This is a genomic window from Corallococcus interemptor, assembly GCF_003668875.1.
GTDB classification, from domain to species: domain Bacteria; phylum Myxococcota; class Myxococcia; order Myxococcales; family Myxococcaceae; genus Corallococcus; species Corallococcus interemptor.
Genome location: NZ_RAWM01000025.1, coordinates 15,580 through 31,058 on the forward strand (window position 1 = coordinate 15,580; position 15,479 = coordinate 31,058).

11 protein-coding genes are annotated in these 15,479 nt (G+C 70.1%); 4 read left to right on the forward strand and 7 right to left on the reverse strand.

All coding sequences use genetic code 11. The annotated features are described in order from the left end of the window. Positions 1-13: 13 nt before the first annotated feature. On the reverse strand, positions 14-877 hold the full coding sequence (locus tag D7X96_RS12070; protein ID WP_121769759.1) for an SDR family oxidoreductase: 864 nt from the start codon (positions 875-877) through the stop codon (positions 14-16). Between the two features lie 124 nt (positions 878-1,001). Here D7X96_RS12070 and D7X96_RS12075 point away from each other — a divergent pair, with 124 nt between their 5' ends. Beyond that, positions 1,002-1,724, forward strand: coding sequence for a TetR/AcrR family transcriptional regulator (locus D7X96_RS12075; RefSeq protein ID WP_121722243.1), 723 nt, complete (start codon positions 1,002-1,004; stop codon positions 1,722-1,724). An 87-nt stretch (positions 1,725-1,811) separates the two neighbouring features. After that, positions 1,812-3,905: an Ig-like domain-containing protein gene (locus D7X96_RS12080; protein ID WP_158626574.1), complete on the forward strand. Its 2,094-nt coding sequence runs from the start codon at positions 1,812-1,814 to the stop codon at positions 3,903-3,905. Between the two features lie 54 nt (positions 3,906-3,959). Here the strand turns inward: D7X96_RS12080 and D7X96_RS12085 are convergent, their stop codons facing one another. The 3 genes from D7X96_RS12085 to D7X96_RS12095 form a co-directional block, all read right to left on the reverse strand. Continuing rightward, on the reverse strand, positions 3,960-5,393 hold the full coding sequence (locus tag D7X96_RS12085) for a glycoside hydrolase family 43 protein (protein WP_121722245.1): 1,434 nt from the start codon (positions 5,391-5,393) through the stop codon (positions 3,960-3,962). 38 nt (positions 5,394-5,431) lie between these two features. Then, on the reverse strand, positions 5,432-7,003 hold the full coding sequence (locus tag D7X96_RS12090; RefSeq protein ID WP_121769761.1) for a PKD domain-containing protein: 1,572 nt from the start codon (positions 7,001-7,003) through the stop codon (positions 5,432-5,434). Between the two features lie 104 nt (positions 7,004-7,107). After that, entirely contained in the window at positions 7,108-9,066 is a 1,959-nt protein-coding gene (locus tag D7X96_RS12095; RefSeq protein WP_244219553.1) for a glycoside hydrolase family 183 protein, read from the reverse strand. A gap of 145 nt (positions 9,067-9,211) precedes the next feature. Here D7X96_RS12095 and D7X96_RS12100 point away from each other — a divergent pair, with 145 nt between their 5' ends. Then, on the forward strand, positions 9,212-9,706 hold the full coding sequence (locus D7X96_RS12100; RefSeq protein ID WP_121722248.1) for an endonuclease V: 495 nt from the start codon (positions 9,212-9,214) through the stop codon (positions 9,704-9,706). Positions 9,707-9,709: 3 nt separating this feature from the next. On the opposite strand, the gene D7X96_RS12105 is transcribed toward D7X96_RS12100, so the two are convergent. Further along, a complete protein-coding gene (locus D7X96_RS12105; protein ID WP_147442739.1) occupies positions 9,710-12,079 on the reverse strand; it encodes a M28 family peptidase in 2,370 nt (789 codons plus the stop codon). A gap of 116 nt (positions 12,080-12,195) precedes the next feature. Here D7X96_RS12105 and D7X96_RS12110 point away from each other — a divergent pair, with 116 nt between their 5' ends. After that, entirely contained in the window at positions 12,196-12,984 is a 789-nt protein-coding gene (locus D7X96_RS12110; RefSeq protein WP_121769764.1) for an endonuclease/exonuclease/phosphatase family protein, read from the forward strand. Here the strand turns inward: D7X96_RS12110 and D7X96_RS40415 are convergent. Both D7X96_RS40415 and D7X96_RS12120 read right to left on the reverse strand, forming a co-directional pair. Continuing rightward, a complete protein-coding gene (locus D7X96_RS40415; RefSeq protein WP_121769765.1) occupies positions 12,981-14,204 on the reverse strand; it encodes a M23 family metallopeptidase in 1,224 nt (407 codons plus the stop codon). The genes D7X96_RS12110 and D7X96_RS40415 overlap by 4 nt on opposite strands. A gap of 15 nt (positions 14,205-14,219) precedes the next feature. Continuing rightward, positions 14,220-15,446 (reverse strand): hypothetical protein, encoded by a 1,227-nt coding sequence (locus D7X96_RS12120; protein WP_147468287.1) that lies wholly within the window; start codon positions 15,444-15,446, stop codon positions 14,220-14,222. Between the last annotated feature and the right edge of the window lie 33 nt (positions 15,447-15,479).

The window sequence follows — 15,479 nt, forward strand, 5'->3', positions numbered from 1 at the left end:
GCGGCGGGGCCGGTCAGCGCGGCTTCTGGGCCAGCAGCTCGCGCATGCTCGTTGGCTCACGCCCGAGCAGCTGCTTCAGCGTGGGGTCGACGGCCGCGAACTCGCCCGCGTGGCTCGCGCGGTAGAGGCCCAGGAAGATGGCGATCCGGGCCGCGGGCAGGCCGGCCGCTTCGAGCTTCGCGCGCACCTGCGCCTCCGGCACGGTGGCGTAACGGATGGGACGTCCGAGGACGCCCGACGCGAGGTCGCACAGGCCTGCGAAGTCGAGCGCCTGCGACGCCGTGAGCGGCGGGGTCGGCCCATCGAACCGCCCCTCCTCCGCCAGGATGACCGAGGCCGCTTCCGCGAGGTCGGCGTGCCCGGTCCAGGAGACCTTTCCGTTCGCGGGCGCCTCGAACACGCCGGTCTTCATGGCCTGCTCCAGTTGGAGCAGCGCGGCCGACGCATAGAAGCCATTGCGAAGCGCGGTCCACGCCAGGCCGGACGCCTCCAGCATCCGCTCCGTCGCCGCGTGGTCCAGCATCGGGGGGAACACCGACGTGGGGCTCGCCGCCATGTGGCTCGTGTAGACGATGCGCCGCGCGCCGGCGGACTTCGCGGCGTCGATGGCGGCGCGATGCTGGGCGAGCGGATCCCCGCCGTAGGCCGAAGCGTTCGAGGAGACGATCAGCACCTGGGACGCCCCCTCGAAGGCCTGCGCGAGCCCCTGCGGCCGCGCGAAGTCCCCCGCCCGCACCCGGACGCCCCGGGCCGCGAGGTCCTGGGCCTTCTCCGGGTCCCGGACGCTGACGGCGACCCGGTCCACCGGGACGCGGGTGAGGAGCTGCTCCACGATGAGACGGCCGAGCTGCCCCGTGGCCCCAGTCACGATGATCATTGAACGCCCCTTGTCGTTATCGGTGGAAACAGCGTTCCGATACCGCCGATAACGTAGCGGTCGTTATCGCCGATATCAAGTGGTCGTTATCGATGTTCCGGAATCGGCGTGCTAAGTCGCTCCCATGCCGGACCGACAGAAGCCCACCGCCGAGGACGCCGAGGGCCCTGATACGCGCGCGCGAATCATCGCGGCCGCCGCGGAGCTCATCGCCTCGGGAGGCTCCGACGCCGCGACCACCCGCGCCGTGGCCACCGCCGCCGGGGTGCAGGCACCGACGATCTACCGGCTCTTCGGCGACAAGCGCGGCCTGATGTCCGCCGTCGTCGAGCACGCGATGACGAGCTACGTGGCGAAGAAGGCCGCGCGCAAGGCGCACCCGGATCCGATCCAGGAGCTGCGGATCGGCTGGGACTCGCACGTCGCGTTCGGGCTCGGCAACCCCGGGCTGTTCGCGCTCATGTGCAGCGACCTGGAGCCCCCCACGGAGTCCTCGGTGATCGGCACCGGGAACGACCTCCTGCGGCGCCGCATCCGGAACATCGCGCTCGCGGGCCGGCTGAAGGTCAGCGAGGAGCGGGCGCTGGGCCTGGTAGCGGCGATGGCCAACGGGGCCGTGCTCACGCTGCTGCGCCAGCCCGAAGGGCAACGCGACCGCGGACTGTCGGACGCCGCGCGCGAGGCGGTCATCGCGGCGATCACCAGCGATGCGGCGCCTCAGGCGAACACGGAGGTCCGCTCCGCGGCCACCACGCTGCGGGCGTCTTTGGATCGACTCACGGTCCTGAGCCAGGGCGAGAGCGCGCTGCTGAATGAATGGCTGGCGCGCATCACGGACGCGGACTGACCGGGCGTCAAACCCATGGGTCATCCCCTGCCCATCTGCCAGGGCGCCATGCCGTGTGTTAGGCATTGCGGCCGAGAGGGGAACCCCATGAACAACAGACGCAATGACTGGCTGGCCATTGGAATGGCCTGCCTGCTGCAAGCCTGCACGCCGTCACCGGAGGAGTCTCAGCCTCCGGAGGATTCGGCCTTCCGGCAGCAATCCCAGGCGGCCTCCGTGGCGACGGGCTCACTGGCGAAGGTCCGGGCGCAGATTCCCCACACGCGCCTGCTGGATGGCCGGGTGCTGGTGGCGGGCGGCATGGAGTTCAACGACATCTTCCTTCCGCAGGGCAAGCCGTACCACGCCACCGCCGAGCTGTACGACCCGAAGACGGGCACCTGGTCCTTCACGGGCAGCATGAACCAGATTCGCGACCTGGCCACGGCCGAGCGTCTGGCGAATGGCCAGGTGCTGGTGGCGGGCGGACATGAGAACAACACCGTCCAGACCCGCACCGTGCACGCGACCGCCGAGCTCTTCGACCCCGCCACCGGGACCTGGTCGTACACGGGGAGCATGGCCTGGCCCCGTTACAAGGCCGTCAGCGTGGTGCTCGGGGATGGGCGGGTGCTGGTGGCGGGCGGCGTGAACCTCCAGTCCACCACCGACATGCTCACCGCGGAGGTCTACAGCCCCGCCACGGGCAGCTGGACCTCGACAGGGGCCCTGGGGGCGAAGGTCCAGCGGCTCGCGCTGCTCCCGGATGGCCGCGTCCTGGGTGTGGCCGCGGGAGTGAACGCGCAGGTCTACACGCCGGCCACGAACGCATGGACGAGCCTGGGAGCCCTGCCCACGGGCCAGGGGACCGAGGCCGTGGTCGCGCTCGCGGATGGCCGGGTGCTCCTCGCGGGAGGTTCGGGTGGGACGGTGCAGAAGTCCTCCCTCTTCGACCCCACGACGAACACCTTCACGGCCACCGGCTCCATGGTCACGGGGCGCGTCAATCCGGGCGCCGTGCGCCTGCCCGATGGAACGGTGCTGGTTTCCGGCGGCACCTCCAGCGGCACCGGAATCCTCTCCACCGTCGAGCGCTACACGCCAGCCACGGGGACCTGGTCCGCCGACGCTCCCATGCTCGCGATCCGTGTCACTCACGGGTCGGTCGTCCTGGACAGCGGGGCCGTCCTGATGTCGAGCGGCTCGGGTGTCAGCAGCGGCTACTCGAACCAGATCAAGTCCTGCGAGCGCTACGTCTCCTCCTCCTGCGTCCCCACGTCGTGCACGAGCCAGGGCGCCGCGTGCGGCACCGTCTCGGACGGGTGCGGCGGGACGCTGTCGTGTGGCACGTGCGGCTCCGGCCTGACGTGCTCGGCGTCAAACGCGTGCGTGAGCGACGCGGCGCCTCCCACGGCCGCCCTCACCGCGCCCGGGACGGGCACGCCCCTGACGGGCACGGTGACGCTCCAGGCGACCGCGTCCGACGACGTCGCGGTGACGCACGTGGAGTTCTTCGACGGCACGAAGTCGCTGGGCACGAGCAGCACCGCGCCCTACTCGCTGGCCTGGGACACGGTGGCGGCGGGCGATGGCAACCACACCCTGGTGGCCAGGGCCTACGACGCCGCGGGCAACACCGGCACGAGCACCGCGGTGACCGTGCAGGTGCTCAACACGCCGAGCGCGGGCGTGGCCGCCTACGACTCCGTCTACAAGGCGCCCCGCTGCACCGTGGCGGGCGCCTTCTGTGATTCCGGGACATTGTTGAATGGACGCGGCACCATCGTGGGCCCGGAGCTGAACGCGCCCAACACGCTGAATGACTCCTGCGCGGACGGCACCAACATGTGGCCCTCCGTGCCCGAGGCCATCCATGGCCTGCGCGTCGCGACGCTGGACGGCTCTCCCCTGGCGCCCGGGAAGGTCGTCACCATCCAGGTCAGCGCCTACGTCGGGATGCCGGCGCCGGCGCGCATCGAGCTCTACACCACCACGGATCTGGCCAACCCGGCCTGGAGCCTGATCTACAGGTTCGCGCCGAGCACCAACATGCTGCAGACCTTCAGCTTGAAGTACACGCTGCCCCCCGGTCCCATCCGCGCCATCCGGGCCCGCCTCAACTCCGACGGCCCGGCGGGTCCTTGCGGCTACGTGGGAGGCCAGGACGACCAGGACGACCTGATCTTCGCCACGCAGCCGTAGTGGCCGTGGGTGAACGGCCGCGCGAGCCATGACTCGCGCGGCCGTGCGCACCCGCTACGGCATGGGACGCGAACCGGCGGACGGCGCCTCCGGGACCGCGGGCCAGCCGTTGGGCCAGGTGATGGCATCCACCAGCATCACCCGCGCCGTGTGGGCGCTGTTCCACGCGTGGTAGACCATCATGCTGTCTCCACTGGGGCCGGTGACCACGGAGTTGTGGCCGGGGCCCACCCAGCCGCCGCCCGTCTTGAGGATGGGGTTGCCCAGCTTCGTGTACGGCCCCAGCGGGCTCGTGGCGCGCGCCACGCCCACGGCGTAGGTGCTGTTGGCGTACGAGTTGCCGCTGTAGAAGAGGTAGTAGTAACCGCCCCGCGCGACGACCCACGGCGCCTCGACGACGCCGCCCTCCCAGGACAGCGTGTTGCTCATCAGCGTGCGGCGCGTGCCGGTGAGCGACAGGCCGTCCGCCGACAGCGCCTGCCCATAGATGGGCGTGGACTGCCCCACCGCGTTTCCGTCCGCCTTCCACACCAGGTACGGCACGCCCGCGGTGTCGTAGAAGAACGTGGCGTCAATCATCCCCATGCCCGCGTCATGCACCAGCGGATGGCCCAGGTCCGTGAAGGGCCCGAGCGCGCTGGTGGCCGTCGCCGCGCCGATGGACAGCTTCCCGTCCTGGTGGCGCGCGGTGAAGTACGCGATGTACCGGCCGCCCACCTTGTGGATCTCCGGCGCCCAGAAGTCGCCCGTGGCCCAGGTGGGCCGGCGCGTGGAGGGGAAGATGTTGCCCGCGGCCGACCAGGTGACCAGGTCCCTGGACGTGCGCAGCGGGAACGCGTTGGCCGCGCCTCCGGACGTGCAGGCCGCGACGTACTGCGTGCCGTCGTGGATGACGCCCGGGTCCGCGCAGTCCACGGGCACCACGGGGTTCTGGTAGAGCCCGCCACAGCCCGTGTAGCGCAGCGAGATGCCGCACGCGTTGGTGCCGCTGAAGTACGGCGCCCAGTCGTTGGACAGCACCGTGTACGAATTGGGAGAGGCGTTCGTGCAGCCCCGGTCCCACGTCACGCGGCCGCCCACGTCGTCGTACTGGGCCGTGTGCCCCGACGGATGCAGCCACGCGGGGCCGTAGGTGACGCGCGTCGCGCAGGTGGTGGCGCCGGAACAGTCCGTGTCGAGCGCCATCACACAGGCATTGTTCCCGGTGAAGTACGGCTTCCAGCCGTTCGACAGCACGGCGTAGGAGTTGGTGCCTTCGTTGACGCAGCTGCCGTCCCAGGTCACCAGGCCGCTCGCGACGTCGAACTGCTCCGGGTGACCGGGGTGGATCCACCGGTCTCCGTAGGTGATGCGCGTGCTGCATGCGAGCGCGCCGCTGGACGTGCCCACCGGGGACTCATCCCCCGGGACGGCTTCGGAGCGCTCCTCACCACAACCCGCCGCGAACGCTCCGGCGAGGACAACTGCGAACAACGAACGGTTCTGCATCGATGGACCTCCGGGAAGGGGAAGAAGGGGCAAGCGGCTCAACGCACCTCGAGCTCGTAGATGCGCGTCGCCGGATCGCCGTTCTGGGACGGGGTGGTGATGTTGAGCTTGATGTAGCGGGCGGACGTGGCGGTGATGGCGTGGGTCGAGGTGCTGGCGGTGTTGCTGGTCACCGTCACCGGGGTGCTCCAGCTGGTGCCGTTGGTGGAGGTCTGGAGCGTGAAGGCCCGGGTGTTCCAGGTGGTGGACTCGCCGCCCGCGCCCGCGTGCTTGACGGTGAAGCTGCTGACCGTCTGCGCCGAGCCCAGGTCCACCTGCAGCCACGCGCCGGAGACGAGCGAGCAGAACTTGTCGGTGGTGCCGCCGGAGACGCTGCCGTTGACCGCCTTGGCGGGCGTCTCGCTGGTGTTGCAGGCGGTGGAGCCGGTGGCGGGCTTGTTGAGCGCCAGGTTGGCGTAGCCCGCGCCGACGGAGACCGTCTGCGTCTTCGTGGTGCTGGCGCCGCCGTTGTCCGTCACGGTCAGGCTGACGTTGTAGTTGCCGGCGCTGGCGTAGACGCGGCTGGGGTTGGTGGCGGTGGAGCCGCTGCCGTCGCCGAAGCTCCAGCTGCGCGAGGCGATGGTGCCGTCGCTGTCGGTGGACGCGTCGCTGAAGGTCGCGGTCAGGCCGCTCACGGTGACGCCGAAGTTGGCCACGGGCGGCGTGTTGCCGCTGACGGCGGTGTTGATGGCCGCCGCGTACTGCGCGCTCGTGCCCTGCGCCGAGCACGCCAGGATGTCGTCGTAGAGCCAGATGAAGCCGCCGTGGATGCCGGCGGAGCTCTTCCAGTTGCTCATCTTGCTCTGCACGGTGGCGGGGCTGTCACCGCTGGCGCAGCCGGAGCCATGGCGCGACCACAGGCCCGGGGTCACGGTCATGCCCATGGCGGTGTTCCAGCTGGCCGGGTTGTTGCCGGCGCCGCCGTCGTAGACCTGCAGGTAGATGCGGTCCACCGCGCTGCCCAGGTTGTCCCGGAGGTTCCGCCAGAAGGTCTGCTGGGTGTAGGGCGCGAAGGTGATCTTGTAGCCCAGGCCGATGAGCATCTGTCCGAACTGGGTGGTCGGCGCGAGCGAGTAGGCGCTCTCGTCGTCGAAGTTGACGGCGTCGGCGCCGGTGGCGGCCTTCAGCGCCTGGAAGTTGCGGTACAGGATGCTGTTCGTGCCGGTGCCGCAGACGAGCGTGCTGCCGCAGCCGGTGGCGGTGCCATTGACGAGCCGGGCCATGCGCTCGAAGTCCGGGACGCTCCAGGCGCCAATGGACACCTCGATGCGATTGACCGACGTCGGCGCGGTCTTGAGCGTGGCCAGCCGGGAGGGCCAGCCCGCATCGCCGATATAGGCGCCGTTCCTGACGACCGGGATGTCGTTGTAGACGAGGTCGCCGTTGTCCTCGATGTGGAAGCTCCAGAGCATCACGGTGGTGAAGCCCGAGCCGCGCAGGTCATTCATCACCGGGGTGCCGCCGGAATAGAACGGACCGCCGCCGTAGATGGCCGAGTCAGCGAACGCCGCCTGCGCGAAGGCGGCCAGCGCAAGGGCCAGGCAGGACCCGAGTGGCTTCGACTTCAGCATGGTGTGCTCCCGTGTCGTGGAGGGGACGCCACGGACAGTGGGAGCACGCAGGCCGGGATGTCAATACTATCGCGGAAAACTGGAATATTACGCGAGCAACATCGTCAGTTGCGGACCAGCGCCACGTCGTCCACCTGCAACCAGGTGTCGCCTGCGTTCGCCCAGGTTCCGGCGTACACCTCCACGCTGTGGTTCGCGCCGGAGTTGAACGTCACGGTCTGGAGCGTGTAGCCGCCCAGCGGCTGCGTCAGGTGCACCTCGTTGAGGATGGGGCCGGCGTTGAGCACGCGCGCGCCGAAGTAGCCGTCGTTCTGGTTGGAGGACGTCTTCACCCAGCCGGTCAGCGTGTAGACCGTGTTGGGCGTCACCGAGACCTCCTGCTTGAGGGCGTTCCACCCGGTGTTGTTGCGCACGAAGCCGTTGTTCGCGCCCGTGCGCGCGAAGCCCAGCCCCCGGTCCACGCCGCCGTTGCCCTGCACGTACCAGGGTGACGTGGCCGTGGAAGACGGCTGCTGTTCGAAGCCCCCCTGCGCCACCAGGTTCGCGCCCCGGGTGAGGCTCACGTCATCCAGCTGCGCCCACGTGTCGCCCGCGTCCGCCCACACGCCGCCGTACACCTCCAAGATGGCGTTGGCGCCGGAGTTGAACGTGACGGTGCGCTCCGTCCAGGACGGCAGTGAGCCGTATTGCGTCTCCCCCAGGACGGGCCCGTTGCCCGCCGCGCGCGCGCCGAAAAAGCCCCGGCTGGCGTTGGACGAGGAGCGCAGCCAGCCCTTGAGCGTGTAGTCCGTGTACGGCTGCACCACGACGCTCTGCTTGAGCGCGTTCCAGCCGCTGGACGCGCGCACGAAGCCGTTGTCCTGGCCGGAGTGCGCCTGGCCCAGCGCCCGGTCGATGCCGCCCGCGCCCGCCAGGTACCAGGGCGCCATCGTCGGCGTCGCGGCCTGCGTCTCGAAGCCCGGCTCGGACAGCAGGTTGTTGCCGTCCGCGTCGGCCGTCAGCGTCGCGCGCAGCAGGAACGTGTTGTAGGGCGTCCACTGCGAGGTGATGAAGTACAGCTCGCTGGCGCTGTTGCCCCACGGGTGGATGAAGCCGTTGTAGATCCCGGGGAAGGCGGCGCCGGTGGCCAGCAGCTTCTCCCCGCTCCAGGGCCCCGTGGGCGTGCCCGCGTCGCGCATCACCACGGCCTGCCGGTGCTCGTTGAGATACGTCATGAGGAAGCGGCCCAGCGCGGCGTTGTAGGAGACGGACAGCTCCCCCGCGATGCCGATGACCACCGGCCGCGCCGCCGCCTGTGACGCGGACCAGCCGTTGCCGTCCCAGTACCGGTACGCGTTGATGTCCAGCAGCGCGCCCTCCGGCACGCGCGCCAGGTGCACGTTGCCGTAGCGCCCGTTGGGCGTGGCGTACAGGTAGACGAAGCCGCCGTTCTTCACGAAGGCGCCCATCTGGAAGGGGTTCGTGAAGGACGCGTTGTTCCCCCAGCGCGCCGTGGGGTGCTTCACCCAGTTCTGCCCGTTGTCATCCGAGTACGCGATGCCCGCGTAATTGGTGATCCACTGCCCCGGGTCACCCCAGTGCCTCACGGACATGTAGTGGATGTAGTGGCGCGTCCCGACGCTGACGCCCGCGGTGGGGATGACGGTCATCTCGTCGTTGTCCACCTTCCGGGACGCCAATATCTCCTTCGCGTGACGGGTGCCGTCCTGCACCATCGTGGTGAAGGTGAGCCCGTTGGACAGCGTGGTGTCCGCCGAGCGCGCCAGCACGTTGCTGCGCCAGCCGCCGCCGCACCCGCCGTTGCCACACCAGCCCGCGCCGAAGGTGTCGCCGAACAGGACGAACACCTCGCCGCCGCCCTTGTCCCAGACGATGCCCAGGTCCGTGCCGTACACCTCGTAGTTCGTGTGCGTCTGGTTCGGGTTGGGCAGCGTCTCCCCCGCCTGCGTGGCGCCCGTCACCCGCGCCACCTTCGTCACGTTCGTGGGCGTCACCGCCCCGGCCGTGCCCGCGCTGCCCAGCAGACACACCGCCTGCAACACCACCGCCCGCTTCCAGCTCATCGCGCGCCTCATTCCCTGTCCTCCTCCGGTGATATCCGTCATCGCCGCAAAAATCAGAAAACAGGAATTTATCCAGGCTTGGCCTGGAGACTCCAGCCGAGGGGTGACGCGCCGGTGTAGCCTGGGGCTTACGAAGGAGGACCGGATGCTCGCCTGCGTGGACGTGGACTACCGCCCCGATGTCACCGTGGCCGCGTGCGTCCTCTTCCGCGCGTGGACGGATGCCAGGGAGGCCTCGCACCTGGTGGACCGGGGCCCCATCGCAGCGCCGTACGAGCCCGGCCAGTTCTACCGCCGCGAGCTGCCGCACCTGCTGCGCGTGCTCTCGGAGGTGCAGGATCCGCTGGAGGCCATCATCGTGGATGGCTACGTGTGGCTCGGGCAGGACGTGCCGGGCCTGGGCGCCCACCTGTATGAGGCGCTGTGCCGCGCGGTGCCCGTCATCGGCGTGGCCAAGACGCCCTACGTCACCACCGGCCCGGCGCTGCCCATCGTGCGGGGGCAGAGCCTGCGGCCGCTGCTCATCACCGCCATCGGCATGGAGACCGCGACCGCCGCGCAGCACATCCGGCGGATGCACGGCTCCTCACGCATGCCGACGATGCTGAAATACGTGGACCGGCTGTGCCGTGAGTCCTGAGGCTCAGGGCGCGTCCAGCCGCACCGTCCGCGTCACGCGCATGCCCTCGTCCAGGCCCTCTCCGAAGGGCACCGGCATGGTGTCCTCCGGCCGCGCGGGGAGCCCCGCCGTCACCGGCGCGGGCACCGCGTAGACGTGCTCGCCCAACCGCACGGTGGGACTGCCGCTGGCCGTCAGCTCCAGCTCCAGGTCGAAGCCCTCCGAGGACGGCACCCAGTAGCGGATGAGCACGCCCTGGGCCGCGTTGCGCGTCCGCAGCGCGTCGCCCGGGGTCTGCTGGCCCGCGAGCCGCGCGGACACCACCGCGTCCCCGGGCAGCACCTGCACGTCCACGAAGGCCACGTCCGGACGTGACGGCGTGATGTGGAGCGACACCTTCCGGCGTCCACCCTCCCCCGCCGCCGTCCGTGAGTCCACCCTGGGTCCCCACACGTCGTCTCCCGGCGCGGGCGCGGGTGAGATCCAGAACGGCCCCTTCACCTCCGGCAGCGCATCCACGGCCTCACGCTTCGGACCGCTGCCCAGGTACGCGCGCGTCCAGTCGTTGAGCACGGCATCCGACGACACCCAGCTCGCTGTCTTCGCGTCCGCGTCCACCAGGTACAGCACGCCCGTGGGGCGCGGGTTGCGCGCATCGAAGTGGTAGCCAACGGCGAGCGACACCAGCAGCCCCAGCCCCAGCAGCAGGGCCCCGCCCGAAGCCCACGGCAGCCCCCGGCCCGCCAGCCACAGCCAGCCGGGCGCGAGCAGGCAGATGGCGAGCATCAGCAGGTCGGACGGCACCGCGGCCCGCTCAAGCGGCAGCACGGTGAAGAAGGTGGCCAGCACGTCCGGCAGCAACAGCAGGAGCGGCAGCGCCGCCAGTCCCCACAGCGGCACGTGCCACGGGGTGAGCGGCTGCGTCGCGCGACCGCTCAGCCACAGCAGCAGCAGGACCATGCCGGCCAGGGGCCAGAGGAACAGCGCGCTCGCGCCCGGCAACACGATGCTGATGGCCAGGCTGACCACGGCCCATGGCACGCATCCGCCCGCCGCCAGCTCCATCACCGGCGCGCGGCGGCGGAGGAACAGCCCCACGCCCATCACCGCCATCACCCACAGCACCACCGCGAGGAAGAAGCGCGCGTTGTCCTGCGTCTCGGAACGGCTGAGGGCGCGGAACGCGGGCTGGAGCGCCTTGAGCAACGGCCACGCGAGGCGCGCGAGGCTGCTGGCCAGGAAGCCCACCACCAGCAGCACCGCCGCCTCCCGCAGCACGGCCCACAGGCGCAGCTGCTTGCGCTGGCGGGCGCGGAAGAGCGCGAAGAGGAACAGCCCCGTCCAGAAGACCGCCAGCGGGACGGCCCAGGCCCGTGGGTAGTGGACGCGCAGCGGACCGGCGTTGAAGAAGATGAGCTCCTCGCCCTCCGGCACGGACGGCTCGCGGGAGATGCGCCGCGTGAGCGCGAGCAGCGTGTCGCCCTGCTGCTGGAGGAGCCCGTCGGAGACCGCGTCCACGGTCTCCTTGCGCGAGTGGTAGGCCTGCGTGCCCTCCACGTTGGCGAAGTTCAGGCCCTGCCAGCCGCCCTGCCGCAGCGCCGTGAAGTCCGTGGCGTTCTTCATGCGCTGATACACGGCCGTGAAGAGCGAACCGGCGCCGATGTCCGGGGCCTCCTCGCCGAGCCTGCGCACGAGCCAGCCGCCGCCCGGGGAGACCTCGAACATCAGGAGCGGCCCCGCGTTGCCGCGCGCGTCCACGTTGAGGACCACGCCGGACTCACGCGCCCACGGGTGGTTGGACGCGAAGGCGGTGCTGCCCAGCAGGTGCTGCTCCTCCGCGTCCGTGAAGAGGATCAGCACGTCGCCCGCGAGCGCGGGGCCCTGCTGGAGCGCCCGGGCCACCTCCAGGATGGACGCGACGGCGGCCCCGTTGTCGGAGGCGCCCGGCCCCGTGGGCACGGAGTCGTAGTGGGCCACCAGCATCACCGTGGTGCCCTTCGCGCCGTCCTTCGCGCGCAGCCGCCCGATGACGTTCTCCACGTTCGCGGCGGGCCGGGGGATGCCCTGGGCGGGAGCGAAGACGGCCTCGCGCTGGAGCTGGACCTCCGCGCCCAGGTCGCGCAGGCGTGCTTCCAGGTAGTCACGCACCGCCGCGTGCCTGGGCGTTCCAAGGGCGTGGGGCTCCGCGCCGATGAAGCGCAGGTGCTCCCGGGCGCGCGCGGCGGAGAAGCGCTCAGCGGGGGCGGAGGCGGGCACGGGCTCTGGCAGGGCGCTTCCGCGCAGCACCAGCAGGATGACGCCCAGGCCGAGCACCGCGGTCACTGACCGTGCAAGCCACGACGCGCGGGGAGAGGCACTTCGTTCCAGGCCCGCGCTCGCGGGGGTGTCGCTCATGGCTCGGTCCTTCAAGCGCGCCCCTCTTCGTCCGGAGGCGCGGGGGGTTCGCGCATCGTCGGGGGCGTCCATCGCGCGGGCACTCTACGTCACCCGGATCGTGACAGCATGGTCCCATGACGGTGGACCTGCGAATCGCCTCGTACAACGTCCTCGCGGACGCCTACATCAAGCCCGGGTGGTTCCCGCACACGCCCGCGGACCTGCTCCGGCCGCGAAGCCGTCACGCGCCATTGGCCCAACGCATCGTGGGCCTGGACGCGGACATCGTCTGTCTTCAGGAGGTGGAGCCCGACAGCTTCGCCGCGCTGGAGAAGGCGCTGGCGCCGCGGGGCTACGTGGGGGTGATGGCCCAGAAACAACAAGGCCGCCCGGATGGCTGCGCGGTGTTCCACCGGCTGGAGCGAAGCACGGGCCACCGGGTCCACCATTTCAACGACCGGCTGGAGGACGGGCGCGTCTCCGGACACCTGGCGCTGATCGTGGACTTCGACGTTGGTGGCTCGCGGCTGCGCGTCGCCTGCACGCACCTGCGCTGGGACCGGCCCGACAGGCCGGTGGAGCAACACCAGGGCATGCAGCAGGCCACCGAGCTCATCACCGAAGTGCTCCGGAAGGATCCGGAAGCCCTGTGGATCGTCTGCGGCGACTTCAACGCACGGCCCGGGGAGCCGCTGGTCCAGGCCTTCGAAACGGCTGGACTGATTGATGCCTACGCGGGACGGCACCAGCCGACCTGCAACGCGAACGGCATCCCCAAGGCCATCGACTTCCTCTTCCACTCCCGCGCGCTGCGGGCCTGGCCGGACCGGCTGCCCCTGCTGGAGGCGTTGACACCCATGCCCTCCGAACAGGAGCCCTCCGACCACCTGCCAATCGCCGCGCGGTTGAGCCCGGCGCTCTAGTTGAGCGACGCGGGCATCAGCTGCCGGCGGTTGCCGCACGAACTGGCCGTCGACCACTCCTCGAACTGGATGGCCACGGTCGGGTACGTGCTGTTCGGCCAGAAGTTGGCCCAGGGCACGGTGTTCGCGGAGCACCCCTGCCCCGTGGTGCCGCACTCGCACGTGGGGGCGCCCGGATGCACACGGCTCACCTCGAAGTGCAGGTGATCCGCGCTGGACCACCCCGTGCTGCCCGCGGTGGCCAGCCGCTGCCCCCGCACCACGCTCCCTCCGCACGTCACCCCCGCCGCGAGCGAGCCGCCCTTGAGATGCAGATAGGTGGCGTGCGTGCCATCGCCATGGTCGACGACGATGAAGTTGGCCTGGTTCACGCAAGCGTTGGAGTTGCAGCCGGACACGCTGTTCATCTTGAGGTGCGTCACGGTCCCGCCTCGCGCGGCGACCACCGGGAAGCCCACGCTCGGCGACGTGGCGAAGTCCCACGCGTACTTGTCCACCCCCACGTGGTCCGCGCAGCAGGAGTCATTGCAGTCCTGCGTCAGGTACATGCTGTTGGCGCGCGGCCAGGGCAGCCGGTAGCCATTGCCCCCCACGGACGCGCAGTAGTCCGCCGTCCCCGCCGGAGCCACCACGCAGCCATTGGGGCACGCCTGCGCTGACGTGGGCGCCTGGTTCGCGCCCGGGCACTGATACAGCGTCGAAGCCACGGCGTTGGACATGCTGTCATTGCCGCAGTACGCGCCAGGCTGGCTCGCCAGACACAGCGGGTTGCCCGTCGTGGTGCCCGTCGAGCTGCACGCGATGCCCGTGGACGTCCAGCCGCCCGTGCCACAGGTGTAGAACTGCTTGTCGCCGCCGCAGACGCGGAAGCCGCACTCGGTGATGTTGGGGTCGATGGCGCGCCCCTGATCATCCGAGCCGCCCGAACAGCGGCACTGGCCCGCGCCACAGGTCGAACCGGCCACCGAGACCCAGCCGCTCGACGTGCACTCGAAGTTGACGTTCCCCACGCCACAGACGCGGAAGCCGCAGTAGGTGGCGCTCACCGGAATGGCCGTTCCATTGTGGTACTGCCCGCCGGAGCAGGCGCAGGTCACCGCCTGCTCCATCTGGGAGACGTCCTCATCGCCAGGGGAGGTGTCCAGGTCCGCTCCGCTGCACGCGGACAATCCCAGCACCAGCAGGGCGCAGGCCGCTTGACGCAAAGAATGGCTGTTCATGTCGGGTCTCTTTCTTCAATTCATCCGGCAGGTGGAGCCCGCGACCGCGGACCAGGACGTCCCCACGCACTCGTAGAAGGTGTTTCCGCCGCCGCACACCTCCATGTGGCACGACGTGTCGGACGCGCTGATGACAGTGCCATTGAGGTGCGCGCCGTTCGCGCAGGCGCAGGAACCGCCGCACGCAACGGTCGTGTTCACCCACTGGTTGCCCGTCCCGCACTCGTACAGCAGGTTGTCCGAGCCACAGGTGCGGAAGCCGCAGTAGGTCAGGGATTGCGGAATGAGGTTGCCGTTCTTGTAGCGGCCGTTGGCGCAGGAGCACGTCTTCGGCGCGCTGCTCCCGGACAGGCACGAGTCCGCCTGGCCCGCGGGCGCGCGGTTGCAACCATTGGCGCACACCTGCTTCACCACGGGGATGCCGCCCTTGCACACGTAGAGGAAGTTCGGGTCCCCCGGCACGCCGTTGTTCCCGCAGAACAGGCCACCCTCCGGGGCGCAGTTCCCGGGCGGAGGCGGAGGCGGCGGAGTGGTGCCGTACCAATAGCTCTCACCGTAGAGGTTGAGCATGGCGCGGGTCCCGCTGTCGTACTGGGCCTTGATGGCGGCCCACTTGCTGGAGCCCCACGCCGCGCCGTTGTAGGTGTTGGCGAGGAAGCCCAGCCACAGGTCCCAGCCCGTGCCCCCCACACGGATGCTGTTGATCCAGTTGTACAGGTCCTGCTTCGTCGCGAAGTACGGCGTGTAGTCGGAGTTCCAGGCCCCATCGATGACGAACTGCACCGCCGTCGTCATGTTTCCCTGGACGCTCAGGACGGTGTTTCCATAGTGCGCCAGCGTCTGGGAATAGGTGCCCCGGTCGAACTGGAACATCCCCAGGCCGCCCTCCTGGGCGCCGTTGCAGTAGTCATCCCAATAGCCGGCCAGGACCGGACCGTTGCAGTCCGCCGAGTACGGCCCGGGACACTGGTCCGGGGCGTGCTCGCCGTAACAGTGGGCCATCCCCGTCTCGGTGTTGGCGATGCCCGCCCAGAGCAGCGGGTTGTCCACCCGGGGATCCGCCGCCAGCACCGCCTTGATGAGGTCCGAGCGCTGGCGCATGACGTTCGAGGACACCTGCGACTGGGATTGATCCATCAGTGCTGCGTCCGTCTCGGGTGCATCCTCCAGCGGCTGGCAGGCCCCCAGTCCTGCCACCAGGGCAATCCCTGCCCACCGGCGGACGAAATGTTCGGCTTTCATGTGGTTCCTCTCGGGCGGAAATCGCCCCCCCAA

Coding starts and splice junctions, on each gene's coding strand:
- D7X96_RS12070 (WP_121769759.1), bottom strand. CDS start 877: ATGATCATCGTGACTGGGGCCACGGGGCAGCTCGGCCGTCTCATCGTG.
- D7X96_RS12100 (WP_121722248.1), top strand. CDS start 9,212: ATGCTCGCCTGCGTGGACGTGGACTACCGCCCCGATGTCACCGTGGCC.
- D7X96_RS12105 (WP_147442739.1), bottom strand. CDS start 12,079: ATGAGCGACACCCCCGCGAGCGCGGGCCTGGAACGAAGTGCCTCTCCC.
- D7X96_RS12075 (WP_121722243.1), top strand. CDS start 1,002: ATGCCGGACCGACAGAAGCCCACCGCCGAGGACGCCGAGGGCCCTGAT.
- D7X96_RS40415 (WP_121769765.1), bottom strand. CDS start 14,204: ATGAACAGCCATTCTTTGCGTCAAGCGGCCTGCGCCCTGCTGGTGCTG.
- D7X96_RS12085 (WP_121722245.1), bottom strand. CDS start 5,393: ATGCAGAACCGTTCGTTGTTCGCAGTTGTCCTCGCCGGAGCGTTCGCG.
- D7X96_RS12095 (WP_244219553.1), bottom strand. CDS start 9,066: ATGAGCTGGAAGCGGGCGGTGGTGTTGCAGGCGGTGTGTCTGCTGGGC.
- D7X96_RS12090 (WP_121769761.1), bottom strand. CDS start 7,003: ATGCTGAAGTCGAAGCCACTCGGGTCCTGCCTGGCCCTTGCGCTGGCC.
- D7X96_RS12080 (WP_158626574.1), top strand. CDS start 1,812: ATGAACAACAGACGCAATGACTGGCTGGCCATTGGAATGGCCTGCCTG.
- D7X96_RS12120 (WP_147468287.1), bottom strand. CDS start 15,446: ATGAAAGCCGAACATTTCGTCCGCCGGTGGGCAGGGATTGCCCTGGTG.
- D7X96_RS12110 (WP_121769764.1), top strand. CDS start 12,196: ATGACGGTGGACCTGCGAATCGCCTCGTACAACGTCCTCGCGGACGCC.